At 72.7% G+C, this 23,121-nt stretch carries 17 protein-coding genes; 2 read left to right on the top strand and 15 right to left on the bottom strand.

Translation table 11 applies throughout. The annotated features are described in order from the left end of the window. Nucleotides 1–17 precede the first annotated feature (17 nt). From asnB to DEJ46_RS02465, 14 genes are all read right to left on the bottom strand, one after another. Entirely contained in the window at nt 18–1,952 is a 1,935-nt protein-coding gene (gene asnB, locus DEJ46_RS02530; protein WP_150263953.1) for an asparagine synthase (glutamine-hydrolyzing), read from the bottom strand. A 3-nt stretch (nt 1,953–1,955) separates the two neighbouring features. Beyond that, nucleotides 1,956–3,509: a Wzz/FepE/Etk N-terminal domain-containing protein gene (locus tag DEJ46_RS02525; protein ID WP_150263952.1), complete on the bottom strand. Its 1,554-nt coding sequence runs from the start codon at nt 3,507–3,509 to the stop codon at nt 1,956–1,958. Continuing rightward, nucleotides 3,506–4,909: a Wzz/FepE/Etk N-terminal domain-containing protein gene (locus DEJ46_RS02520; protein WP_150263951.1), complete on the bottom strand. Its 1,404-nt coding sequence runs from the start codon at nt 4,907–4,909 to the stop codon at nt 3,506–3,508. The genes DEJ46_RS02525 and DEJ46_RS02520 overlap by 4 nt, the downstream gene beginning before the upstream one ends. Next, nucleotides 4,906–6,153 carry a glycosyltransferase family 4 protein gene (locus DEJ46_RS02515; protein ID WP_150263950.1) on the bottom strand — a complete coding sequence of 416 codons (1,248 nt, stop codon included), beginning with the start codon at nt 6,151–6,153 and terminating at the stop codon, nt 4,906–4,908. The genes DEJ46_RS02520 and DEJ46_RS02515 overlap by 4 nt, the downstream gene beginning before the upstream one ends. Then, nucleotides 6,143–7,468 carry a nucleotide sugar dehydrogenase gene (locus DEJ46_RS02510; RefSeq protein WP_150263949.1) on the bottom strand — a complete coding sequence of 442 codons (1,326 nt, stop codon included), beginning with the start codon at nt 7,466–7,468 and terminating at the stop codon, nt 6,143–6,145. The genes DEJ46_RS02515 and DEJ46_RS02510 overlap by 11 nt, the downstream gene beginning before the upstream one ends. Before the next feature lie 79 nt (nt 7,469–7,547). Further along, the gene (locus tag DEJ46_RS02505; protein WP_150263948.1) at nt 7,548–9,026 is read right to left on the bottom strand and encodes a sugar transferase; all 1,479 of its coding nucleotides are present in this window, start codon (nt 9,024–9,026) and stop codon (nt 7,548–7,550) included. Between the two features lie 276 nt (nt 9,027–9,302). Next, a complete protein-coding gene (locus DEJ46_RS02500; protein ID WP_150263947.1) occupies nt 9,303–9,512 on the bottom strand; it encodes a Trm112 family protein in 210 nt (69 codons plus the stop codon). After that, the gene (locus tag DEJ46_RS02495; RefSeq protein WP_150263946.1) at nt 9,509–10,414 is read right to left on the bottom strand and encodes a DMT family transporter; all 906 of its coding nucleotides are present in this window, start codon (nt 10,412–10,414) and stop codon (nt 9,509–9,511) included. Before DEJ46_RS02495 ends, DEJ46_RS02500 begins: the two co-directional genes overlap by 4 nt. A 3-nt stretch (nt 10,415–10,417) precedes the next feature. Continuing rightward, the gene (locus tag DEJ46_RS02490) at nt 10,418–11,209 is read right to left on the bottom strand and encodes a class I SAM-dependent methyltransferase (RefSeq protein WP_190622392.1); all 792 of its coding nucleotides are present in this window, start codon (nt 11,207–11,209) and stop codon (nt 10,418–10,420) included. Next, a complete protein-coding gene (locus DEJ46_RS02485) occupies nt 11,206–12,552 on the bottom strand; it encodes a condensation protein (RefSeq protein ID WP_317852160.1) in 1,347 nt (448 codons plus the stop codon). Before DEJ46_RS02485 ends, DEJ46_RS02490 begins: the two co-directional genes overlap by 4 nt. Nucleotides 12,553–12,632: 80 nt before the next feature. Further along, nucleotides 12,633–16,901, bottom strand: coding sequence for an alpha-(1->3)-arabinofuranosyltransferase family protein (locus tag DEJ46_RS02480; RefSeq protein ID WP_150263944.1), 4,269 nt, complete (start codon nt 16,899–16,901; stop codon nt 12,633–12,635). 22 nt (nt 16,902–16,923) lie between these two features. Beyond that, nucleotides 16,924–17,601, bottom strand: a complete 678-nt coding sequence (locus DEJ46_RS02475) for a class I SAM-dependent methyltransferase (RefSeq protein ID WP_150274018.1) — start codon at nt 17,599–17,601, stop codon at nt 16,924–16,926. Nucleotides 17,602–17,665: 64 nt separating this feature from the next. Further along, nucleotides 17,666–18,892 (bottom strand): glycosyltransferase family 4 protein, encoded by a 1,227-nt coding sequence (locus DEJ46_RS02470; RefSeq protein ID WP_150263943.1) that lies wholly within the window; start codon nt 18,890–18,892, stop codon nt 17,666–17,668. Nucleotides 18,893–19,147: 255 nt separating this feature from the next. Beyond that, on the bottom strand, nt 19,148–20,104 hold the full coding sequence (locus DEJ46_RS02465; protein WP_150263942.1) for a DUF3068 domain-containing protein: 957 nt from the start codon (nt 20,102–20,104) through the stop codon (nt 19,148–19,150). 229 nt (nt 20,105–20,333) lie between these two features. Between DEJ46_RS02465 and DEJ46_RS02460 the strand changes: the two genes are divergently transcribed. Further along, nucleotides 20,334–20,516: a hypothetical protein gene (locus DEJ46_RS02460; RefSeq protein WP_150263941.1), complete on the top strand. Its 183-nt coding sequence runs from the start codon at nt 20,334–20,336 to the stop codon at nt 20,514–20,516. 87 nt (nt 20,517–20,603) lie between these two features. Next, nucleotides 20,604–21,791 (top strand): PucR family transcriptional regulator, encoded by a 1,188-nt coding sequence (locus tag DEJ46_RS02455; protein WP_190622389.1) that lies wholly within the window; start codon nt 20,604–20,606, stop codon nt 21,789–21,791. Between the two features lie 7 nt (nt 21,792–21,798). Here DEJ46_RS02455 and DEJ46_RS02450 read toward each other — a convergent pair whose 3' ends face one another. Next, nucleotides 21,799–23,073, bottom strand: a complete 1,275-nt coding sequence (locus tag DEJ46_RS02450; protein WP_223834465.1) for a PucR family transcriptional regulator — start codon at nt 23,071–23,073, stop codon at nt 21,799–21,801. Nucleotides 23,074–23,121: the final 48 nt, after the last annotated feature.

Raw genomic sequence — 23,121 nt, 5'->3', positions numbered from 1 at the left:
CTTGTCTCTTCTCGTCTCTACGCGGTCAAGGAAGAGTTCTGGCCGGACCCGGAGGTCGCACCGCGATACCAGTACTCGAGCGTCAGCACATGCCACAGATGCTTGGAGAAGTCCCGCTGCCCGGCGGCGTCCTCGGCGACCATGCGCGCCAGCGCGTCGCGGCGCAGGAGCCCGGAGCGGACGAGCTCGCCGTCGTTCACCACCTCGCGCACCAGCGGTGCCAGGTCCCGGCTCATCCAGGCGCGCAGCGGGGCGCTGAAGAGGCCCTTGGGCCGGTACGCGATCTCCCGGGGCAGGACCGACGTGGCCGCCTCCTTGAGGACGGCCTTGCCCTGCCGGCCGACGATCTTGCGGTCACCGGGCACGGTGAACGCCGCCTTGACCACCTCGACGTCCACGTACGGCACGCGCACCTCGGTCGACGCGGCCATGCTCGACCGGTCCGTGTACGCGAGGTTCAGGCCCGGCAGGAACATCCGGGCGTCGCCCAGGCACATGCGGTTGACGAAGTCGTCGAGGTCGTTGTCCTCGTAGACGTCCGCGTGTTCGGTCAGTACGTCGTCGACGGTCCCGGCCAGGTCCGGATCGATCAGGCCGAGCAGCTCGCCCCGGTCGTACATGGTGTAGCTGCGCCGGAACGCGGTCTCCTCCGGCAGGTCGGCGAAGGAGAGGAACCGCTTCGCGAAGCGCACCGACCGGTACCCCCGGCGGGCCGTGGCGACCGGCAGCCGGTCCACGGCCCTGGACACGCCGCGCCGCAGGGGCCGCGGGACGCGCTGGTAGCGCAGCGCGATCAGATTGGCCAGGTGCTTGCGGTAGCCGGCGAACAGCTCGTCGGCGCCCATGCCCGAGAGCATCACCTTGACCCCGGCCTCCCGGGCGGCCGAGCAGATGAGGAAGGTGTTGATCGCGGCGGGGTCGCCGATCGGCTCGTCCAGGTGGTACGTCATCCGCGGCAGCAGGTCGAGCACGTCCGGCGCGATCTCGATCTCGTGGAGGTCGACGCCGAACCGCTCGGCCACCCGCCGGGCGTAGCGCAGGTCGTCCGGCATCGCCTCGAACCTGGCGTCCTCCGCCCGGAACCCGATCGTGTAGGCGGAGATCCCGGGCTGCTCGCGGGCCGCGAGCGCCGTCAGGTAGCTGGAGTCGAGACCACCGGACAGGAAGGTCGCCACGGGCACGTCGGAGAGCAGGTGCCGCCGGGTCGACTCCTCGACGATCGCGGCCAGGTCCGGCCGCTCGCCGGCCAGGGCCCGGTCCCGGCCCTCGGCCGCGACGTCCTTCAGGTTCCAGAACCGGCCGCGCTCCACCCGCCCGTCGGGCCGGCACCGGAGCCAGCTCCCCGGCGGCAGCTTCTCCGCCTCGCGGAAGGCGCACCGCGAGTCCGGCACCCAGTAGTAGAGCAGCGAGGCCACCAGCGCCGCGTGGTCCACCTCCAGCGACCCGCCGGTCACGGCGGCGAGCGCCTTCAGCTCGGAGGAGAACAGCAGACCCCCGCCGCGCCGGAGCAGGAACAGCGGCTTGATGCCGAGCTGGTCACGGGCGAGCACGAGCTCACCGGTCCGCTCGTCGAAGATCCCGAACGCGAACATGCCGCGCAGCCTGGGCAGGCAGTCCGTGCCCCAGCGCCGCCAGGCCTCCAGGAGCACCTCGGTGTCGGACGTACCGCGGAAGCGCACCCCGGCCGCCGTCAACTCGGCCCGCAGCTCGGGCGCGTTGTACAGCTCGCCGTTGTACGTCAGGACGAGGCCGTCCGAGACCATCGGCTGGGCGCCGGTCTCCGAGAGGTCGACGATGGCCAGCCGGCGGTGCCCGAGGTGCACCTCGCCGTCACCGACGGGGTGGCCGTACCGGCCCGCCCCGTCCGGACCGCGGTGGGCGAGCGTATCGGTGAGCCGGTCGGCCACGACCTTCCCGTCCGGCCATCGGTAAGTACCCGCTATGCCACACATGTCCTACTGACCCTCCTGATCGCTGTCGGGGACCCGCGCCGCCCACATCGGCAGCCGCTCCGTCCGCCGTCCGCCCTCCCCCACTGCCTGAACGGCGCGGGAGGTACCCCCACCGTTCCGCCGGACGGGCACCTCGTTCCGGCCGCGCAGAGCGGTGAACGGGCCCTCCCACAGGGTGCCGTCGGTCCTGTCCCGCGGATCCGGGTCGATCAGCACCACACCGACCACCGGGATGTGCTGGTCCGCGAGCTGACGTGCCACGGTGTGCAGCCAGGCGGCGCTGCCGTGCCCCGCCCGCACGACGAGCACGGTCCGGGGACCGAGGTAGCGCAGGTCGGTCCATGCCGTGCCGGGCGCCACCGAGCCGATGCCGACCAGGCGTTCCTGACGCGGCACCGTCGCGGCACGCTCCCCGCCGACCACGGCCGGGTCTCCCGGCTTCGGCCGCCGGTCGGCGAGCCTGCGGCCGGGCAGCCCGTCGACGACGACCACCGGCCCGTCCGCCGCCAGTGACCCGGCGAGGTCCAGGGCGATCGCGCTCGCACTGCGCTCACAGCCCAGCTCCAGCAGGGACACCGGTTCCCCGGAGCCGCGCACGGTGCGGGCCAGGGACGTCGTGAGCCGTTCGCGTGCCGCCCGGGCCCGGCGGCGCTGCCACGGCCAGGCCGACCGGCGGGGGAGCTCCGCGATGACCGAGGCGCCGAGGTTCGCCGCGATCTCCCGGCGCAGCACGGGGCGGTCCGCCACCACCGCGCCGACCGCGGACACCGCGAGCCCGAGGACGAGCCCGAGGGCGAGTCCGATCGCGGCGTCGGTGGCGGCGGTCCTGGGCAGCGAGTGCCGCACCATGCGCGGGGCGTCCACGATCTGCGTCCCGGCGACGAGCCGGGGCGTCCCCATGCGTGCCTCGGCGGCACGCTGGTCGAAATCGCTGATCCGCGAGGTGAGTTCGGCCCGGCGGGCGAAGAGCGCCTCCCGGTCCGCCGACGCCCTGGGCCCGCTCTCCGGCGATCCGTCCCCGATCGTCCTGTTGACCTGGGCGAGTTCGTCCCGCATGCGGTCGCGCTGGTCGAGCAGGGCCTTGGCCTCGGCGTCCGCGACCTCCTGGATCCGCCTCACATGGTCGGCGACGAACACGTCGGCCAGCGCCCTGGCGCGCGCCAAGGCCTCCGCGTCGGTGTCACCCGCCACCTCGATCTGCAGCAGGTTGTTGGTCAGGCCGGCGGCCGTGTACTCCTTCATGAAGTCCTCCGGCTTCACCGGGGACTTGAGAGAGCGCAGGGCCTCACCGGCGATCCGCGTCGTCTGCAGAAGCGCGACGTCGGTGCGGATCAGCGTGCCGGGGTCGTTCGGCTGGTCCTCCTGATGCGCGACCAGCAGCTTGGTCACCGCGGTCGGCGGTGGCGGCAGCAGCACCGCGAAGGCCGTCCCGAGGAGCAGCCCCAGGAGCGCCGAGGCGTACCAGACGCGCCGCCGCCGGCGCACCGCCACCACCAGTGCGTGCAGGTCGAGGAGCGGAGCGGCGGCCGGCTGCTCCGCTGTCGTACGTGTCGTCACCCGGGCACTCCCGTCGCCTCGTCGGCCGGCGCGAGAGCCGCCGCGGCGGATCGCCGAGGACGGCCGGCTGCCCGTGTCGGTCCTGCCAGGACCGTGCCCGCGAGGACGATGCCGACGAGCTCGTGGCCGGAGTCCACGCACGCCTCGGCGATGCCGGCGAGCTCTCCCGCGGTCCACTGGCCCGCGCTGAGCACCACCAGGGCGCCGGACTCCTCGTCGCGGTCCGGCAGCATCGGCCGGGACACCGGGACCTCCACCACGCGCAGCTTGGGGTATCCCGTGCCCGAGGCGTCGGGGGAGGGATCGCCCGCGGCCTCGGCGGCGAGCCGCTCGGCGGCCAGCCGGCCGATCTCGTCGCCGTCCGGGACGACGACCAGCAGCCGGGAGGCCGGCAGCCGGTCCCGGAGGCGGGCGCACACCCGCCGGTAGCGGGTCTGCCTGCTCGCCTCGTCGCCGGACTTCCGGGAGGCCGGCAGGTCCCACCGGACGTCGACGCCGAGCAGCCGGCGGACCAGTGCCCGCGGGCCACGGCCGGCCGGCCCGTGCGTGGGCCGCTGTGCGGGCACGTCGACGCTGCCGAGGAGCGTCGAGCCCAGCGCCGCGGCGATCTCCGGCTCGGTGCGCAGCCGACGGCTCATCCGGGCGGCGACGAGGTGGCCGACGACCGCGACCAGCAGGAACAGCAGCGCTCCGCCGGCGATGAGCTGCGTCCTCGTCGGCGGCGCCTCGCCGGCCGGGCGGACCGCCGGGCCCATGACGACCATGTCGGCCTTGACCGCCCTGCCGGAGGCGGGGTCGGCCTGGTCCAGCTTGTCGACGGCCTCCCGCAGCGCGGTACGCAGCTTCTCGAGGTCGGTGCGGGTCTGCACGCTCTCCACGGTCCGCCCGGGATCGGCCGCTTCGGCCAGCTCGGTGATGCGGCGGTCGGTCCGCACGACGGCCTGCCGCAGTGCCTCCAGCCGCGCCGCCGCGTCGCGGTCGGTGTCGCTGCCCAGGACCTGTTCGGCGAACGTCACGAACTCCCGCGCCACCAGGTCGGCGAGTCGCTGCGCGCGCTCCGGGGTGTCGGCCGTGCCCGAGACCGTGATGATGTTCCCGTCGGCGACCTCGGCGGTCACCCGCTCGCGCAGCTCGACGCCGTCGGCGCCGGGCCGGCCGAGGGCGGCGGCCACCCGGTCGACCACCACCGAACTGGTCGCGATCTCCGCCTGCGTCCGCAGCTCGCGCTCCTCCCACGCCCCCGGCAGCAGTACCGAGGCCGAGGTCGTGTAGCGCGGCGGAAGCAGCAGGGAGGTGCCGTAGCCGACGAGCGCGCCCACCACGACGAGCAGGGTGAGGAGCCGCCGGCGCCGACGGACAATCCGCCCGATCGTGACCAGGCGTATCGTGTCTTCGCTCAACGGTGCGGCCTCTTCCCCGCACGGTCCGTGCCACCGGCCGACACCGCGGCGGTGTAGGCGGCGAGCAGCGATCGCTGGGAGTTGCGCCAGGACAGGGCCCCGTTGATCCGCTCCTGGCCGATCTTGCCCATCCGGGCCCGCTCCTCCGGGTCGTCGAGCAGCCGCGCGATCAGCCGGGCGAACTCGGCCTCGTCGTTCGCCGGAGCGTAGACGGCCGCGTCACCGGCGGAGACGCGCGCCTCCCGGAGGTCGAACGAGACGATCGGCCGGCCCATGACCATGTACTCCAGGACCTTGTTCATGGTCGACACGTCGTTGAGCGGATTGCGCGGGTCGGGGGAGAGGCACACGTCCGCGGTGGACAGGTAGCGCGCCAGATCGGCGTCCGGCACGCGCCCGGTGAACTGCACCTGCTCCGAGAGCCCGAGCCGCCCGGACAGCTCCACCATCGCGTCGAAGGTGTCACCGCCGCCGACGAACACCGCGTGCCAGTCGCTCCGCCCGACCTCGTCCCGCAGCTTCGCCAGGGCGCGCAGGGCGTAGTCGACGCCGTCCTGCGGGCCCATGACGCCGAGGTAGCACAGCAGATGGGGCTTGCCGCGCTTCAGCTCCGGCTCCGGCGGCACGGGGCGGAACCGGTCGGTGTCGGGCGCGCTGCGCACCACGAACACGTCCTCCGGGCGCCGGCCGCCGCGGCGCACCGCGACGTCCCGGTAGCTCTCGTTGGTGGCGAGCACGACGTCCGCGGCCCGGTAGGTCGTCCGTTCCAGCGCGCACACGGCGCGGTAGAGCAGGTCCTCGCCGCGGTCGAACCGGGAGAGGTACAGCTCGGGCACCAGGTCGTGCTGGTCGAAGACGAACCGCGCCCCGCGCCGCTGCAGCCACCGGGCCGGCAGGAACAGCAGGTCCGGCGGGTTGCAGGCGTGGACCACGTCGACCGGGCCGATCCGGCGGGCCAGCCGGAAGGTGTGCCACAACGCCGATCCGTACTCCCGCAGGTAGCCGGCCGGACCGCCGGTGGCCGCGCGCAAGGGGTAGCGGTGGATCCGAACCCCCTCGATCACCGCCTCCGGCTCCGTGTCCCGCTTGTTCCCCTGCGGACAGATGACGTGCACCTCCCAGCCCGCGTCCCGGAGCGTCGTGCACTCCTGCCACACCCGCCGGTCGAACGGCACCGACAGGTTCTCCACCAGGATCAGCGCGCGCCGGTCTGCCCGGTCACCGCCGGTCGTCTCACCAAGCAAGGCCCACGTACCCGGGTTCGGCCCGCCGCGCGTCGGCGTCGGGAAGGTGGATGAGGTCGACGATCACGGGGCCGTCGCCATGCGGCAGCGCCGACAGCACGGCCGGATCCCTGGTCCCGACCAGGCACACCTCGGCGTGTTCGAGGACCTCGTCGACGGAATCCGTGAGCAGCTGGCCCAGGTGCGGCAGCCGGGACTCGATGTACTCGCGGTTCGCGCCGAGCAGCCGCGCGAGGTGCACGTTGGCGTCGTAGATCCGCAGGTCGTAGCCCTTGCCGAAGAGTCTCTCCGCCAGCTCGACGAGCGGGCTCTCACGGAGGTCGTCGGTGCCGGGCTTGAACGACAGCCCGAAGAGACCCACCCGGCGCTTGCCGGTGCGCTCGACCAGGTCCACCGCCCGCTGGAGGTGGTCGGCGTTGGAGGGCAGCACATGGGCGAGGATCGGCACCGAGACGTCGGCCCGCTGCGCCGCGTGGACCAGGCTGCGCAGGTCCTTGGGCAGGCAGGAGCCGCCGAAGGCGAAGCCGGGCCGCAGATAGGCGGGGCTGATGTTCAGCTTGCTGTCGGCCAGGAACACGTCCATCACCTGGTGCGAGTCCACCCCGAGCGCCTGGCACACGGCGCCCAGCTCGTTCGCGAAGCCGATCTTGAGGCCGTGGAAGGCGTTGTCCGCGTACTTGATCGCCTCGGCCGTCGGGATCGGCACCCGGAACACCTCGCCGGGCAGTCCGTCGTACAGCGCCCGCACCACATCGCCGCTGGCCGCGTCGAGTTCGCCGATGACCGTCTTGGGCGGGTCGAAGAAGTCCCGCACGCTCGTGCCCTCGCGCAGGAACTCCGGGTTGACCGCCACGCCGACGTCCACGCCCGCGGTGCCGCCGACGTACTTCTCCAGGATCGGGACCAGCAGGTTCAGGCACGTGCCCGGGAGCATCGTGCTGCGGAACACGACGGTGTGCCGGCCGCCCTCCTTGACCCCCTCGGCCAGCGCGGCGCCGATCTGCTCGGTGACCCGCTCCAAGTAGGTCGTGCACAGGCTGCCGTTGGGCTCCGACGGCGTACCCACGCAGATCAGGGACACGTCACTGCCCATGACCGCCTCGCGCACGTCGTCGGTGGCCCGTAACGCCCCGGTGCGCACCACCGCGGCGACGAGCTCGCCGATCCCCTCCTCCACGACCGGGGCCTTGCCGCCGTTGACCAGGTCGACCTTGACCCGGTTGACGTCCACCCCGATGACCTCGTGCCCCATGTCGGCCAGGCACGCGGCCGACACGCAGCCCACGTAGCCGAGCCCGAAAACGCTGATCCTCATGACCCGTTCCTCCCCCCGGGCAGGTACTCCCCGCCCGCGAACCGCACACCGGCCGTACGTCGACGCGGCCCCCCGCGCATCAATAGGCCCCCTGCCCGTAGAGCACCGCGCGCAGCGTCTTCCACAAGATCACCGTGTCCAGGGCGAGCGACCAGTCCTCCACGTACCGCAGGTCGAGTCGCACCGCCTCCTCCCACGGCAGGTCGCTCCGTCCGCTGATCTGCCACAGACCGGTCAGTCCCGGCTTGACCAGGAGCCTGCGCCGGATGTCCGGGCCGTACGCGGCGGACTCCTCCGGCAGCGGAGGCCGCGGACCGACGAGCGACATCGAGCCGGTGAGCACGTTGAAGAGCTGTGGGAGCTCGTCGATCGAGTACCGGCGCAGCACCGCACCCACCCGGGTCACCCGCGGGTCGCGGCGCAGCTTGAACAGCGGGCCGGCGCCTTCGTTGCTGTCGGCCAGCTCGGCACGTGCCCCGTGCGCCCCGGCGACCATGGTGCGGAACTTGAGGATGGTGAACTCGCGGCCGTCCTTGCCGACCCTGCGCTGGCGGTAGACCGCCCCGCCCCGGCTCTCCACGGTCACGAGCACCCCGACGACCAGCATCAGAGGGGCGAACAGCAGCAGCAGGAGCGCCGCGCCCAGCCGGTCGACGATTCCCTTGATCGCCCGCCGCCCCCCGGTGAAGGTCGGCATGCTGACCCGCAGCAGCGGGATCCCGAGTACCGCGTCGACGTGCAGCCGCGGACCGGCCACCTCCATCAGCACGGGGGCGACGACCATCTCGGCGTCGCTGCCTTCGAGGTTCCAGGCGAGCCGCTGGAGCCGGTGCGGTGACCAGTGGGGGTCCGGTGTGACCGCCAGGACGCGGTAGCCGTCGCGGCGGATGTGGTTGGCGACGTCCGTCAGACGGCCGACGACCGGCACTCCGTCCAGATGGTCACCGTCGGGCCCGAGACCGTCCGTCGTGCACACCGCGTCCACCCGCCAGCCGAGGTGCGGGAACTTGCGGGTCCTGACGATCAGGTCGTGCACGGTGGCCGGACTCCCGGCGGCGAGCACCGGACGCAGGCACCGTCCTTCGTTGCGCTGTTTGTGCAGCCAGAGGCGCAGCAGATAGCGCGTCGTCATGGTGATGATCGCGATCGCGGGGATCGCGACGAAGATCCAGAGTTTGATGTTGCGCGAGGTCAGCGCGATTCCACCGAGCGCGAGTACCACGGTCGCCATGAAAAGGGAACGTCCGAGCCGGCGGAATTCCTCTGCGCCTTGGCCGAGATGTGCCGGAGCCCATGCCCGGTTGACCGCGAGCGCACCCAGGACGAGGAGCTGGGTGCCGAATGCGAGAATGCCCCATTTCTCGTGCCAGTCGGCCGCGTCCCTGGCCCCGAAGAATTCGCCGATCGACGCCACCACGAAGGCGGTGGCCACGGTGTCGCTCATGATCACGGCACGGCGGTACCGCTGCTCCCAGTCGGTCGCGGGCCCGCTGATCGCCCCGTTCGCCAGACGCTCGCGCGTCGACGGTAACGGGCCGACTAATCCCCCTTGCCGCACAGAACCCCCCAGGTCCAGTGGTTCGACATGTCCGCCCGGCAACCCCGTGGGAGGGCCCCGCCCCTCCCCAGGGCAGGACAATCCCAGATGTCTCGGAGCTGTGGGTGCTGGCTTTCCGTAGCGCCGGATCAATTGATCGTGAGTGGTCGACTCAGGTCCGAACTGCTGAAGCACGGTCAATCTAGAGCATCGGGGGTCAGCATGGAGAGGGAATGTGTGAAGTTTGTGGCCAACATTTGTGGCTTGATCCATAGATGGCCGATCACCTACGGGTACTTATGCGCCACTGTCCGGTCCGGAAGCGGCGGAGCCGGAAATTCCGGCAGGCACACCCGAGGAGGGAAGCAGCTGCGGAATGCCGTCGACGATCGGATAGTGGCGGCGCAGCCGGGGGTTGTAGAGGGCGCTCCGGCTCTCGTCGAGGATCAGCGGGCCCTTGTCGAGCGGGCAGGCGAGGATCTTCAAAAGCGGGCTGTCAGGCTTCATGGCCGGGTTCCTTCGTGATCGGGTGTGTCCGTGTCGTGTCGCGGAAGGGTGAGCAGGACGGTCACCGCGAGGACGGTGCCGCCGAGACGCAGTAACAGCCGCAGCCAGTCGTCGGGCAGCGGCTCCGCGAACGCGATCGTGCCGCTCGCGATGGTGAACACGCAGGACACCGTGGAGCACACGGGGACGATCAGCGACGCCCGGCAGCGCTGCAGGGCGGTCTGCGACAGCACGAGGCCGCTGACCCCTGTCACCAGGAGGAGGTACGGGTAAGGCGTGGCGAACAGGGTCGGTGCGGAGGCCGCGAGGTCCGAGGTGTCCAGATGCCCGGAGACGCCCTTGATCGCGAGCGAGCTGACACCGTAGATCAGACCGACCGCGACCGCGTAGGCCACGCCGGTGGTCGGCTGCCGGTGCCGCCGGCGGGCGCGCCGCTCGGCGTTGGCGTAGATCATCAGACCGGCCGCAAGCGTCGGCACGCACAGGGCCAGCAGAATGCCCATGGGCGCCTTGCGGCTGATCTCCTCGCTCGTCCCGTACAGCGAGGACACCACCATCACCAGCGCCAGACCGATCACGGCGACCGCACGCCGCTCGCGACCCGAGGGGCGCTCACCGAGCACCACCGAGGAGAGCACGAGCAGCAGGACGAGACCGGACAGGAACAGGCCCTGGGCGGCGGCGATCGGCAGCGTGCGGTAGACGGCCAGCTGCGCGGCGAAACCCAGGCCGAGCGCCAGGGCCCCGCAGATCCACAAGGGTCTGCCGACCAGCAGGAGCAGGGCCTGGCCCGGCCGTGCGGCGCTCAGCGGCGGCATGCCGGCCAGCGCCCGCTTCTCCAGGACGAAGCCGGTGCTGTACAGGACGTTCGCCACCAGAGCGGCGGCCACCCCCCACAGCACGGGCTACACCCTTCTCGCGTGGACGAGCAGGATGGAGGACAGGGACGGCAGGCCGCAGGCCAGGCGGTCGAGCGGGCGGAGCGGCCGCGGCACCCCGTGGAAGGGCGCGCCGGCGACCTTCACCACCTCGAAGCCGGAAGCCGCCACGAACTCGCGCAGCGCGCGCGCCGTGTACAGCCGCAGGTGCCCCACGACCTCGCTGCCCGGTCGGCCGTGGATGCGGCGCAGACTCACCTCGGAGAACACCGGCTGGACCCCGGCGAGCAGCAGGGCGCGGTTGTACCAGGCGGCGAGGTTAGGCGTCGAGAGCATCAGGTGTCCGCCCGGTCGCAGCACCCTGTGCAGTTCGTCGAGGGCGCTGTCGGGGTCGACGAGATGCTCGACGACCTCGCTGAACAGCACGGCGTCGGCACTGCCGGAGGCGAACGGCAGCCCGCTCCCGGTCAGTTCGCCGCGGACGACGTGACTCAGGCGCGGCGCCGCCCGGCGCAGCGCGTCCTGGGACCAGTCGATCCCCACGACGCGGTGCCCGTCGAGAACGCGGGCGGCGATCGCGCCCGCCGAGCCGTCCCCGCAGCCCACGTCGAGCACGGTCGCGGCCGGCCGGCCGGGCCCCACGGGGCCGAGCGCGTCGGCCAGCATCCGGGCCTGGCGCAGCGTACGGGCCTCGCCGGAGGCGACGGGAACGGCGGGGTTCTCGTAGAAGTCCCGCAGCCCGGGGACCGGCCGGTCCTGCGAGCTCCCCGTCTCGGGCGACGTCCCGGTCTCCGCCGGGCCGGTGGCTGAGAAGGTCATGACGGCCCCTTGTGGTTGTCCTGGGTGGAGAGGGCTCCATCGGTGGTCGGGTCGGTGGCGGCCAGCGACTCCTCGAACAGGCCGGCCAGTTCCGCGCCGGCCGTGTCCCCGAGCAGCGCCCGCGACCAGCGCAGCGTCACGTGCAGGCGGCCGCCGGTGGAGGCCGCCGCCACGCTCAGCCCGCGCGGCATCCGCGCCGGCGCGGAGAACCACACGGCCGACGCCCGGCCGGCCTCGCCGAAGTCCAGCGCGTACGGCACACGGCCGACGTTGGTGACCAACGCCGTCGACGTCCACGCCGCGGCCGCCCACCGTGCGCCACGGGTGAGCACGCCCCGGACGCCGACCGGCAGCAGCGGGGCGGTCAGCAGATTCGCCCCGGCGCCCATGGGCGCGCCGTGGACCGACTTCAGCGCGCGCGTGCGCCGGGCCGTCGCGCGCAGCAACCGGGCCACGGCTGCCGGGTCCGGATGCGCACCGAGCAGGAGCTCGGTGTCGCGCGGGTCATCGGCGGCCACGGTCACCTCGACGAGCCGGGTCCCGTTGCCCATCGGCATCTCCGTGCCGCGCGGCCGGTCGTCCACGGGCATCGTGAGCCGTACCGGGCCGGCCGGCCGGCCGTGCGAGACGTTCCAGCGGCCCACCGTCAGTGCCGTGGCGACCAGCAGCTGGTCGTTGACGGTCCAGGGCGGGAGGTCCCCGGTCCGCGCCGCGCGCGGTGGCACGGGCAGATCGACCTGCAGCATGCCGTTGCCCGCGGCGCGGGCGCGTACGGGCTCGGGACGGGAGTCCGGCGCGACCCGCACGGGCCGCGTACGCACCTCGCGCCCGGTCCCGCCCGGAGCCGCGCCCGCGCGTTCGGGCCGGACCCGCCCGGGAACCGGGAGCGCCGCCTCGCCGCCGTACTGCTGGGCGGTCGTGGCGAGCACCCGCAGCCCCGACGGCGCGTCGAGAGCCGTGTGATGCATCGTCAGCAGCAGCACGGTCCCGGTCCTGCTGCCGGCACCCGTCCCGGTCCCGTCGAGCTCGACGGCCTCCAGGCGCATCGGCGGCGACTGGGTGAGCGGCGGGCAGTCGTCCAGCGCGCGGGCGCGGGCCCGCGCCAGGGCGTCGGGTCCGCGGCCCGCGAAGCTCACCGGGTCGCCGTCCGGCTCGTCCGTCAGCTCCCACGCGAAGGACCGCAGGTGCCGCCGGCCGGGCACCTCCCGCATCAGCGCCCTGGGGTGCGTGAGCAGCGCCTGGCGGAAGGCGGCCCGCAGCCGGTCCGGGTCCAGCCGGCCGGGCAGATGGACCTCGATGTGCACGCTCTCCGGCTCGTCGTCGCTGAGGCAGTGCCGCGACACCTCGTCGACGGTCGGGAAGGGAATCAGGGCCTTGCCGGGAGGGGTTGAGGTGCCCCTCCCGGCGGCTGCCCAGCGACCGATCACGCGGGGTCGCCGTCGTCCGGCCGCCGACGGGGCGGCTCGGGCAGGTACCAGTCGTCGGTGCTGCCCGGCCCGGTCGGGACCACGCGTCCGACGCCCGGCGCCTCGGACCCCTCGGGGTCCTCCTGCGAGGCGGCCACGGACCCCGGCGGCACCGCCGTCACCAGCGCGGCGGACACGGCCACCAGCGCCAGCACCTGCGCGAGGCCGCTGAAGGCGCCCGCCCCCGCGGCGACCGGCTCGCCGGCGCCGACGGCCGCGACGAGACCGGCTCCGGCCATCGCCGCCGCCGCGGTCGGTACGAGCACGGCCGGCCGGAACCGCGCCGCCACGGCGAGCACGGGCACGATCAGGGCCAGCGGCCCCGCCGCCACCGCGACGACCGCGGTCAGCGCCACCGTTCCGAGGAGCATCCCCGGCGCCGTCGGCTCGGGCAGATCCTCGGCGGTCCCGTCGCCGCCGTCACGCCGACGGCCGACGAAGGCCAAGGCGATCAGAGCGACGAGCGCGAACGCACCGCCGACGAGGGCCGCCCGGTACGTACCGGAGGGCTCGAACTCCATGGTCACCGTGCCGGAGGCGCCGGCCGGGACCACCCAGGCCTGCTGCCAGCCGTCGAGGCGCACGGACTCCAGCTCCTTGCCGCCCAGGGTGGCCTTCCAGCCGTCGTTGGCGTTCTCGAAGGTCCGCAGGTAGACGGCCTCGCCGGAGCCGGCCGACACCGAGACGGTCCGGCTGTCGTCGGTCCACCGGGTGACGGTGGCCTCGCGGCCCGCCGCTCCGGACAGTGCCTCCGGAGCGCCGTGGGTCAGCGTGACGTCGGTGATCGCCAGCGGGCCGGCGTCACCCGCCTCCACCTCGTGGTCGCCGGCGGGAAGACCCAGAGTGCCGTCCTTCTCGTCGCCCGCGCAGAGGGTGACGGTGACGGGGCGGCGCTCGGTGAGGTCCCGGACGAACCCGGAGGCCTTCGTCTTGTGCAGGACACCGCCCACGGCGAGGTCAGGACCCTCGCCACAGGCCAGGGAGAAGCGCGCGTCGGCCTTCGGCCGCGGCACCCGCAGCTCGGCCAGCGCGGGCACGTGCACCTCGCTCAGTCCGACCGGCAGCTGCACCTGGGCGTTCGCCACCGGGTTGTGGATGGTGAGCGGAGCCACCCTGCTGACGGTGATGTCGAGCCGGTCCGTCTCGATCGCGGGGAAGCGGACGCGTCCGTTCTCGTCCACGTCGGCCACCGCCGCGCCGTTCGGGGAGCTGATCATCACCTGCTCGGGCCGGGTGGACACGCCACCCGCCGGAGCGAGGATGATCTCGTCGATCTTCTTCTTCCCGGGCCAGTTCAGGTGGACGACCGGCTTGTCGCCCGCGATCCAGGAGGTCGTCAGATCACCGTCGACCAGGTTGCGCGCGCCGAGCGACGTGCCGTTGGCGCTGACGGAGTCCACGGACGCCGTCACCCGGTTCTTCGACCCGGGGGCCGCACGGTCGAACAGCTTGTCCAACGGGCCCCCGGGCACGGCGACGGCACGCGCCGACACCCTGTACTCGCCCGGCTCCCCGGTGGTGAACCGGCGGTGCAGTCCCACCTCGGCCGACTGGGGCGACAGGCCACCCGCGTCGGTACCCCGGTGCAGGGAGTACACGGTCGCCGCCGCCTCGGTGCGCTTCGCGTCGGCGGGCAGCGCCAGCAGGCGCGTCACCCGCACGTCCGGGATCGACACCTCGGAGAACCCGGCCCCGGAGAGGCCCGGACTCGCCTGCTGGGCGGAGAGCACGGTGATCTTCATCCACGAGGCCACGCCGGCGGGGGCCTTGACCGTCTGCGGCAGGCCGTTGGTCCGCAGCGGGCTGTCGGCCGAACCGCGGTCGGTCTCGATCCGGACCTGCGTGGGCGCCGCGCGCATGGCGTCGCCCGGCAGCGGGGTCAGCTGGATGGAGTCCGGGATGTCGGTCGGCCCGGAGAAGGCCACCCGGAGCCACTGACCGACCGGCTCACCCTGGCTGCCGTCGGCCCACGCGGTGTCCGGGTTGCCGTCGAAGGCGTTCACCGGGTCGTACTGCGGCAGGTGGAACAGCCAGTTGCCACTGCTGGAGGCCGTCACGGACTCGGCGCCGCGCAGCACCGCCGTCGTCTGGTGCTCGACGCCCTCGAACGGAAGGATCTGCTTGGGCCGCTCGCCCGGGTTCTGCAGGCTGCCGGAGTGGTTGCGCTCGTCCGCGGTGTACGTGTACGAGGTGTTGTTGTTGACCAGGCCGAAGCGGGTGTCGGCCCGGCGCAGTCCGTCCGCGACCGCCTTCACCGGAGCGTCGACGCCCTTGGGCAGCTTGTCACCGGCCAGCACGGCCGGCCGGTCCGTCATCGAGGGGTCGGCGGACAGCTGGAGCAGCGACTCGGGTCCGCCGCTGACCACGGCCGTGTCGGCCACGGCCGAGACACCGACCCGGTCGGGCCGCCCGTCACGGTCCGCCGGCCGGTAGATCTCCACGGCCTGGAGCCGCGGGTAGAGCCCCTGCACCTGGAGCGGGGTGTCGGCGGCGATGCGCCCGCCGGTCACCAGCGGACCGAAGCCGGTCACCTTGCGGTAGCCGGAGGACTCCAGGGTCCGCTTCACGGTCTGCGGCGGGACGTAGCCGATCTGGTCGGGGTCGAGGTCGTTGCGGACGACCACCTCGTGCATGCCCGCCCGTGACAGGTACGCCTGCAGGCCCGGAACCTCCGTGCCGGAGAGCAGTGCCTGCTCGACGGCGTCCGTCATGCGCCGCGCTCCGGGAGTGCCGAAGGGGACGAAGTCGCGCTGCGCCCAGGGAGTTTCGGCCAGCACGTCGAAGGGCTGGTCGATGGGGGATCCCCAGGTGTAGATGCCGTGCGCCGTCGCCGGCACGACCAGGGCCCGACTGTTCGGGGCGTTGTCCTTGAGCCAGCCGGCGGCCTTCTCCCAGTGGGTGGGCAGCTTGCTGAACGCGCCGGGCTGCAGGATCGAGCCGTTGACGTACGGAAGCGCCAGACCGGGCAGGACGAGCACGGCGGCGGTCGCGGGCACCCAGCGGCGACCGCGCAGCGCGCGGGACCCCCGGTTCTCGGCGAGCACGGCCGTCAGGTGGGCCAGTCCGAGGGCGAGTGCGAGGGCCAGTCCCGGCTGGAACTTGTAGATGTTGCGGAACGGCTTGAGAGCCCCGTTCAACAAGTCCTGGACGACACCGTGGAACGGACCGCCGAAGGCCCCGCCGTATCCGGCGAGCACGATCAGGACGACCGACAGGACGGTCAGCAGCAGCCAGCGGCGCTCCGGCAGATCACGCCGGGCGAGGCCCGCGAGGCCCAGCGCGGCGGCGAACGCCGAACCGAGGACGGTGACGACGGAGGTCGCGACGGTCCAGCCGGCCGGCAGCCACGCCTCACCGAAGTTCAGATAGGCCACCCAGTTGCCGGCTCCGCGCAGCAGCTCGGTCGCGGACATGGTGGCGGTGGTGGTGTCGGCCTGTTCGACGTACGGCATGAAGTTCTCGCCGTGCATGCCGAGCAGGAGCAGCGGCACCACCCACCAGACGGTGGCCAGCACGACGCCCGGGATCCACCAGCCGAGCAGCGCGCGCCGACGAGGGCCGGCCGGGCGGCTGAGCAGGTACAGCCCCACGGGCAGCAGCGCGGCCAGGGTCGAGGCGGCGTTCACACCACCCATGAAGGGGATGAGCAGGGCCGAACGCGCGGCGGCCGTCCGGGGGCTCAGCGTCGCGGACGTGAGCGGGAGCAGCACCCAGGGCAGCAGGGCACCGGGCAGCGCGGCCGCGGAGGTCGACCCGACGACGATCGTGAACGTGGGCCACAGCGCGTACACGACCGCGCCGAGGACCCGCGACACGGGCGTGCCCACGCGCAGACGTTCGGCGAGCCGGAGCGCTCCCCAGAACGCGGCGGTCACGATGATCGACAGCCAGAGCCGCTCGGCCAGCCAGACCGGCAGCTGCAGCAGGTCCGCGAGCGCGTAGTAGGGCAGTGCCGGGAAGGCGTACCCGACGTACTGGTTGGCTATGCCGCCGAGACCCACGTTGCCGTTCCACAGCGAACCGAGGTCGCCGATGAAGCGCCAGGGGTCGAGTGCGACCCCCAGTTTGGTCTCGAACGTCATCTTCCCCGGTGACACCGAGAGGAACGCCAGCAGTACGACGGCCCAGAAGCCGAACAGCAGGCGTCGTCCACGCGGCTCGCCCGACGCCGACGGCGTCCGGCCGGGCTGCGGCACCCAGGTGGGTGTCTGGACCGTAGTGGTCATGACCGTTCCTCGCTTCGCATGCTCATGGGCTTCGCCTGAGAATCAGCAGCAGATTCCAGGTGGCGATCTCGCGGAGACCCGGTATCCGGGTGATCGTGCTCGCGAGGAACGGCCAGTAACGTGATCGCGCCGTGACGACCTGTACGTCGTCGCGGCCGCGGACGTGCCGAAGGGTGGGACCGATGTGGACGGGGAAGAGGTTCTCGCCGACCGTGTGCTTCGCCTCGCGGCCGGTGCGCCGCTCGTAGCGTCGGCGGGCGCGGTCGGCGCCGAGGTAGTGCCACGGCGCGGTCTCGTGACCGCCCCAGGGAGAGAGCCAGTTGGTGAACGACAGGTAGATCAGCCCACCGGGGCGGGTGACCCGCGCCATCTCGCTGATGAACGTCTGCGGGTCCGACACGTGCTCCAGGACGTTGGACGAGAAGCACACGTCCGCCGCGCCGTCGGCGAGCGGCAGCAGATATCCGTCGGCGAGCACCGCGTCCCCGCCGACCGGGCCGCGGGCGCCGAGCTCCCGCGGGTCGGGCTCGAAGAGGTAGCACTCCGCGCCGCGGCGGCGGAACTCCTCCGTGAAGTGGCCGCTGCCTCCGCCGACGTCGACGACGATCTTGCCGGGTAGGTCCACATGGCGTGCGACCTGCGCGACCGAGTCACGGGCCAGCAGGGTGTAGCACCGCGCCGGATCGTTCTGTTCGCGCATGAACGCCCGGAAGAGGGCCGTCGATCGTTTCAACGACGGGTCCTTGAAGGCGCGTTCGGTGATCTCAGGCACGGCCGCTCCTGCCGCCTCCACGGGCCGCCGCCCGCGCCGCGGCCTCGGCGGCGACCGCCTGGAACTGGCGGACCGTCGCGCTCCAGCGGAAGCGCCTGGCGCGCTGCGTGGCGGCACGGCCCATGGCCGCGCGCCGTTCCGTACTGAGGGACAGGGCGCACCACGCGGCGGCGAACGAACTCTCGCCACGGGCGAGCACCCCGGTCTCCCCGTCCTCGACGGAGTCGCACAGACCGGGGATGTCGAAACCGATCGCCGGGGTGCCCCGGGCGGCCGCCTCGGTGACGACCAGCCCCCAGCCCTCGACGAGGGAGGGGTGCAGCAGGAGCCACGCCTCGCACATCAGGCGGTGCTTCTCGGCCTCCGACACCCGGCCGGCGAAGGTCACGCCGGGACCGGCCATGGCCTCGAGCCGTTCCCGCTCGGGGCCGTCGCCGACGATGACGAGCCGGCCCCCGGTGACGGGACGGACCCGCTCCCACAGCCTGAGGAGCAGGTCGATGCGCTTGTACTCCACCAGCCGGCCGACGGCAAGGAACAGCGGTTCCTTCGCCTCGGGCAGCAGCGGGCCGGGCTCCTCGACACCGTTGTTGACGATCCGGATGCGGTCCGCGGCGACGCCGATGCCGCGCAGCTCGGCGGCGGTCGACTCGGAGACGGCCACCATCAGGTTGTCGCGGTGGGTGCCGGCCAGCGCCCAGTGCTCCAGCCGGCGGCCCAGCCGTGCCGCGGGGCCGGGGTATCGCATCTGCCAGAGATCCGTGTGTACGTGGTTGACCAGGCACAACGTCGGTCCGCGGTGCCACAGCGGCGCCAGGTACGGCATGCCGTTGCACACCTCGACCAGCAGATCGCAGTCGCCGACCTCGCGGGCGAAGGTCGCCTTGGCGCGCAGGAAGTGGCCCGCGTCGCCTCCCGCGGACACCACCCGGTAGTCGCGCGCCGCGGGCGGGCCGCCGCACACGAGGGTGACGTCATGGCCGTCGGCGGTGAGGCCGCCGGCTATCCGGTCGATGAGCAGTTCCGAGCCGCCGGCGGCCTGGTTGCCCAGGTCGCGGCGGGCGAGGAAGGTGATCCGGTGGGGCAGGGGTGACCCGGAGGACACCAGGTGCGGGTCGGTGGGGAGCGGGTCGGCGACGTGGTCGCCGGTACGGAGATGAGCGGGGACGGTGAGGGAGTCCTTCTGGCCGGGGGCCAGAGCGGACGCGCGCTGGGGCATAGAGGTGCTCCAACTCGGCGGCTGCGGGAGGCAGGCGGGTGAGGGTCGTGCCGGGCTTCCGGGGATGAAGCGCTGGGCTGGCTCGGTGCTGCGGGTCGTACGGGTGGTGCGGGTACACCAGGTCTCCTGGGGTGGGAGACCCGTCCACAGGAAGCACTGACGCCTTACTAAGCGGTAACGTCAGTGTTCGTTCAAGCATTCGTTCCAGCTACTCACGCTGCTGATAAATTCGATCCGTTTCGCAGCGCTGTTTCATCACTCTTCTGAGTGTTGCGGCCGTCGGCCGCCCCGCAGCGTCAGCGCGGCGCCGACGATGATCAGCAGACCGCCCACGACCCCGCCCCCGACGGGCGCGGTCTCGCCGAGCAGCTTCAGCCGGCTGCTGTCCGCCTCGGCCAGCTTCACCTGCTCGCGCCGGGTGGCATCGGTGAACCGCAGCCCCTCGCTGGCCAGCAGGGTGACCGCGTCCTTCTGGGAGCCCGGGGCCCGCAGCGTCTTCGTCGGCGCGATCATCGCGTTCATGATCCGGCCCGTCCGAGGGTCCACGGTCAGCTCGATCCGCTCGTTCGCGTACCACTCCTCGGCCGCGATCTGGCCCGGCTGCGAACTGCCGACCAGCACGGCGGGCACCAGACGGGTTCCCGTCGCGGTGGCCTTCACGGCGCCGACGAAGCGGTAGCCCGTGTGCCCCTCGACCCTGACGGCCTGGTCGAACTTCAGCGGCACCGTGGCGCCCAGGCTGCTGTCCCACCAGGTGTAGGTGCGCTTCTCGACGTCGAACGGGAACTTCAGATAGGCCTCGCCCTCGAACGACGGCTTCTCCTCGCAGCAGTGCACCGGGCGGTTCGTACGGCGGTCGGTCACCCAGCGCTCGGTGGTCCACTGCAGGGACTTGCGCGGGTCGGCCAGCGGCAGCGTCTTCGGCGTGTCGATCTGGGTCGACACGTCCCAGACCGCGTTTCCGCTGCGCTCGCTGCCTGCGACGTCACCCACCACCCGGCGGGTGATCGTGAGCTTCTGGTCGTCCACCGTGGAGACGGACCCGGTGTCGAAATAGCTGCCCTGACCTTCGAAGACCGTCGTGGAGAGCGTGTCGGTCGGCGTCCGTTTGGCACGCGGCTCCACGTACCAGGCGAGCAGTTGGGAGAGCACCAGCAGGAAGACACCGGTACCCAGCAGAATCAGAGGGAAAGGCGATATTGAGCGGCGCATGCGGGTACTCCGATACGGACGCGATACGTGGAGGTCGGGGCCGCGCGGAATCGGCCGCGCGGATCACAGCCGGCCGGGGCGATGGACGTCTTACCCGGGAGTAACTGCTGTGCAGGGCGAAATTAGGTGGAGCTTGACCACCTGTCAATGTGCCTCGCATACTGACCGCGCCGGACCGGGCCGGCGCGCTGGGTGACAGACCTCATCGACTGAGAGGCCGATCATCCTCATGTCCAGACTGCTCGCCGCCATCCTGACCTGCGTCGCCGCCGCCGTACTGGCCACCGGCACCGCCTTCGGGATCGTCGCCGCCCTCGAAGCCACACCCGAGCAGCAGAACGTGCCGCTCGTCACATTCCCCGACCCGCCCGCCCAGGGGCCTTCCAGCGCGCCGGGCTCCGACGCGGGCTAGTTTGTGCCTGTCAGGCCGACGGACCGAGCCCAGACGGACCGGACATCCAGGAGCGGTGCTTTGCAAGCCTCGTCAGCGTGGCACGACGTGCCACGGGAACGAATCCAGCTGTTCGCCGACCGTGCCCTCGAGGAGGTTCCCGGACTGGCGCAGGACATCCTCGCCGAGATCCGGCGGGAGCATCCGGGGCTGGTGCTCATGCCCGACGAGTCCGGAGAGCCGAAGGCCCTGGTGGCCATCCGCCACGCGCTGGAGCTCTTCGTGGAGCAGATGACCACGGGCTCGGACCGGCCGCGGGCCCTGCCCGAGCTGTTCCAGGACTTCGGGCGCGGCGAGGTCTCGCAGGGGCGCAGCCTGGACTCGCTCCAGGAGATCTACCGGCTGGGCGTGCGTCTCTCCTGGCGGCGCATGGCGGAGGTCGGCCAGCAGGTCGACATCCCGCCGTCCGCCATGTACGAACTCGCCGAGTCCGCCTTCGAGTACCTGGACGTGATGGTCGCGCAGTCGGTACGCGGCTACGCCGAGGCCGTCGCCCGCCAGGCCGGGGAGCGGCTCCGTCTGCAACGGCTCCTCGTCGACCTCCTGTTGTCCGAGCACCGCGCCGACCCGTCGGCCCTGCTCGCCGACCGCGCCGCCCACCTGGGCTGGCAGCTGCCGGAGAAGGTGGCGGTGGCGGTGCTGCTCCGCCCTGCCGAGGAGGCCGTCGCCCCCGCGGTGGGCGACGAGGTGCTGCTCGACATGGAGGGCGAGCGGCCGCGCCTGGTCGTCCCTGACGTGGAAGCCCCCGGGCGCGCGGAGCTGCTGCACCGGGCGGTCGCGGGCTGGTCCGGTGCGATCGGCCCGTCGGTTCCCGTGGCCGAGGCCGCCACGTCGCTGCGCTGGGCCGAGGCCGCTGTCGGGATGATCGAGCAGGGCGTCCTGCCGCGAGGACGGCTCCTGCACTGCGCGGAGCACGCCGAGGCCCTGGTCCTGCTGCCCGCGGGCGAGTTGATCGACGATCTGGCGCAGCGGCGGCTGGCGGGGCTCGACGATTCCGGCGGCCCGGCGCACGCCCACCGTCTGGCCGAGACGCTGCTCGCCTGGCTGGAGACACGGGGTGGTGCCCCCGAGGTGGCCGCCCGGCTCGGAGTGCACCCGCAGACCGTGCGCTACCGGCTGCGTCAGCTCCGGGAGTTGTTCGGCGACGACCTGGACGACCCGGACCGCCGCTTCGAGCTGGAGCTGGTGCTCCGTACCCGGCGCCTGCGCGGGGATCTCGTCCCGCCGGCCGAATGACGCACCGTCAGTCCGTGTCGAACTCGCCTTGCCGCAGGGCGTCGTGGGCGGCCAGTGCGGCGCGCAGCGTCAGTTGGTCGGCGCCCCGGGCGGCGTCGAGGCCGGTGAGTTTCGTGGCGCTGCGCAGGCGGTAGTCCACCGTGTTCGGGTGGATCTGGAGCCGGGCCGCGGCCTGGCGGCGGTCGATGCCGCAGGCAAGGTAGGTGCGCAGGGTGTCGAGCAGCTCCGGGCGCTCCGCCAGTGGGCCGAGCAGGGCGGCGAGCGCTTCGCTGGCCGGACTCGGCCGGCTCAACTGGTACTCCAGCAGCACGTCGTCGAGCAGATACAGCCCGGGGCCACGGCCGGACGCCTTCGCCACCTGCCGTATCTCGCCCACGAGCCGGGCCGCGTCCGCGACGCCCTCCGGCGCCGCGGCGGCCGCCGCCACCAGCAGCTCTGCGCCGCACATCCGGCTGAGCTCCTCGACCAGCCGGGCGAGCCGGTCCCGGTCCGCGCGGACCGGGCCGGGGGCCGGCGTCTCGTCCGGTACGAGGGCGAGACCGCCGTCGGCGGACAGCACGGACAGCGGGACGCCCGGCGTCCGGCGCTGCAACTCGTTGCGCAGCCGCCGGAGTTTGCGGCGCACGGCGACGGCGCTGTTCACCTCGGGCCTCAGCTCGTCCGGGTGCGGGCCCATGAAGATGCCCAGGACGAGATAGCGGGGCGGCAGCCGGATGCCGGCGCGGTCGGCCGCGGCCCGCGGGTCGCCGCCCTCGAGGAGCCGGGACAGCAGCGACTGCCGGGCGACCTGCTCGTCTCCGAGTGCGGTCTGCCGCTCCTCCACGTATCCGGCCGCGACCGCACAGCTCACCAGCCGCAGGTAGCGGAGCAGTTGGCGCTGCACCAGCAGGACGTCGGGCAGGTCTTCCGGCTCGGCGGCCGACAGGACCCGGTCCACGCACGCCTCCGCCCCGAAGTGGTAGGCGCCGACGACGGCTTCCAGCGGGATCCCCTCGTCGGCGCGTCGGGCCGACGACTCCCGGATCCTGGCCAACTCCGACTCCTCCGGCGGTTCGCCGGTGCGCAGCACCTCGATGAAGGTGCGGAGGCCGCGGTCCACCGCCTGGGCGGTCTCGCCGCGAAGCTGCTCCTTCGGCAGCGCCCCGTACGAGGGAAGCTGCTCGACGAGCCGGGCCATCACCGCGGGCGCCAGCGTCGGCGAGGCGTCCAACAGCCGCTTGTGGACCGGGATACCGCCCAACTGCGGCGCCGGGTCGGGTTCCGCGGCGTTGGACGCGATCACAATCCACCTCACGAATCTCTGTGCTTCGCCCCGGGGACAGCGCCCCGG

The sequence above is a fragment of the Streptomyces venezuelae genome (genome assembly GCF_008642375.1).
GTDB classification, from domain to species: Bacteria; Actinomycetota; Actinomycetes; order Streptomycetales; family Streptomycetaceae; genus Streptomyces; species Streptomyces venezuelae_G.
Note: the sequence above shows the minus strand (reverse complement) of the source record. Positions and strands in the feature narration are given on the sequence as shown.

Bases quoted from the DNA above. Each gene is read 5' to 3' on its own strand.
- DEJ46_RS02510 (WP_150263949.1), bottom strand. From the start codon at position 7,468: ATGAGGATCAGCGTTTTCGGGCTCGGCTACGTGGGCTGCGTGTCGGCC.
- DEJ46_RS02465 (WP_150263942.1), bottom strand. From the start codon at position 20,104: ATGCGCCGCTCAATATCGCCTTTCCCTCTGATTCTGCTGGGTACCGGT.
- DEJ46_RS02500 (WP_150263947.1), bottom strand. From the start codon at position 9,512: ATGAAGCCTGACAGCCCGCTTTTGAAGATCCTCGCCTGCCCGCTCGAC.
- DEJ46_RS02475 (WP_150274018.1), bottom strand. From the start codon at position 17,601: ATGCGCGAACAGAACGATCCGGCGCGGTGCTACACCCTGCTGGCCCGT.
- DEJ46_RS02460 (WP_150263941.1), top strand. From the start codon at position 20,334: ATGTCCAGACTGCTCGCCGCCATCCTGACCTGCGTCGCCGCCGCCGTA.
- DEJ46_RS02480 (WP_150263944.1), bottom strand. From the start codon at position 16,901: ATGACCACTACGGTCCAGACACCCACCTGGGTGCCGCAGCCCGGCCGG.
- DEJ46_RS02490 (WP_190622392.1), bottom strand. From the start codon at position 11,209: ATGACCTTCTCAGCCACCGGCCCGGCGGAGACCGGGACGTCGCCCGAG.
- asnB (WP_150263953.1), bottom strand. From the start codon at position 1,952: ATGTGTGGCATAGCGGGTACTTACCGATGGCCGGACGGGAAGGTCGTG.
- DEJ46_RS02470 (WP_150263943.1), bottom strand. From the start codon at position 18,892: ATGCCCCAGCGCGCGTCCGCTCTGGCCCCCGGCCAGAAGGACTCCCTC.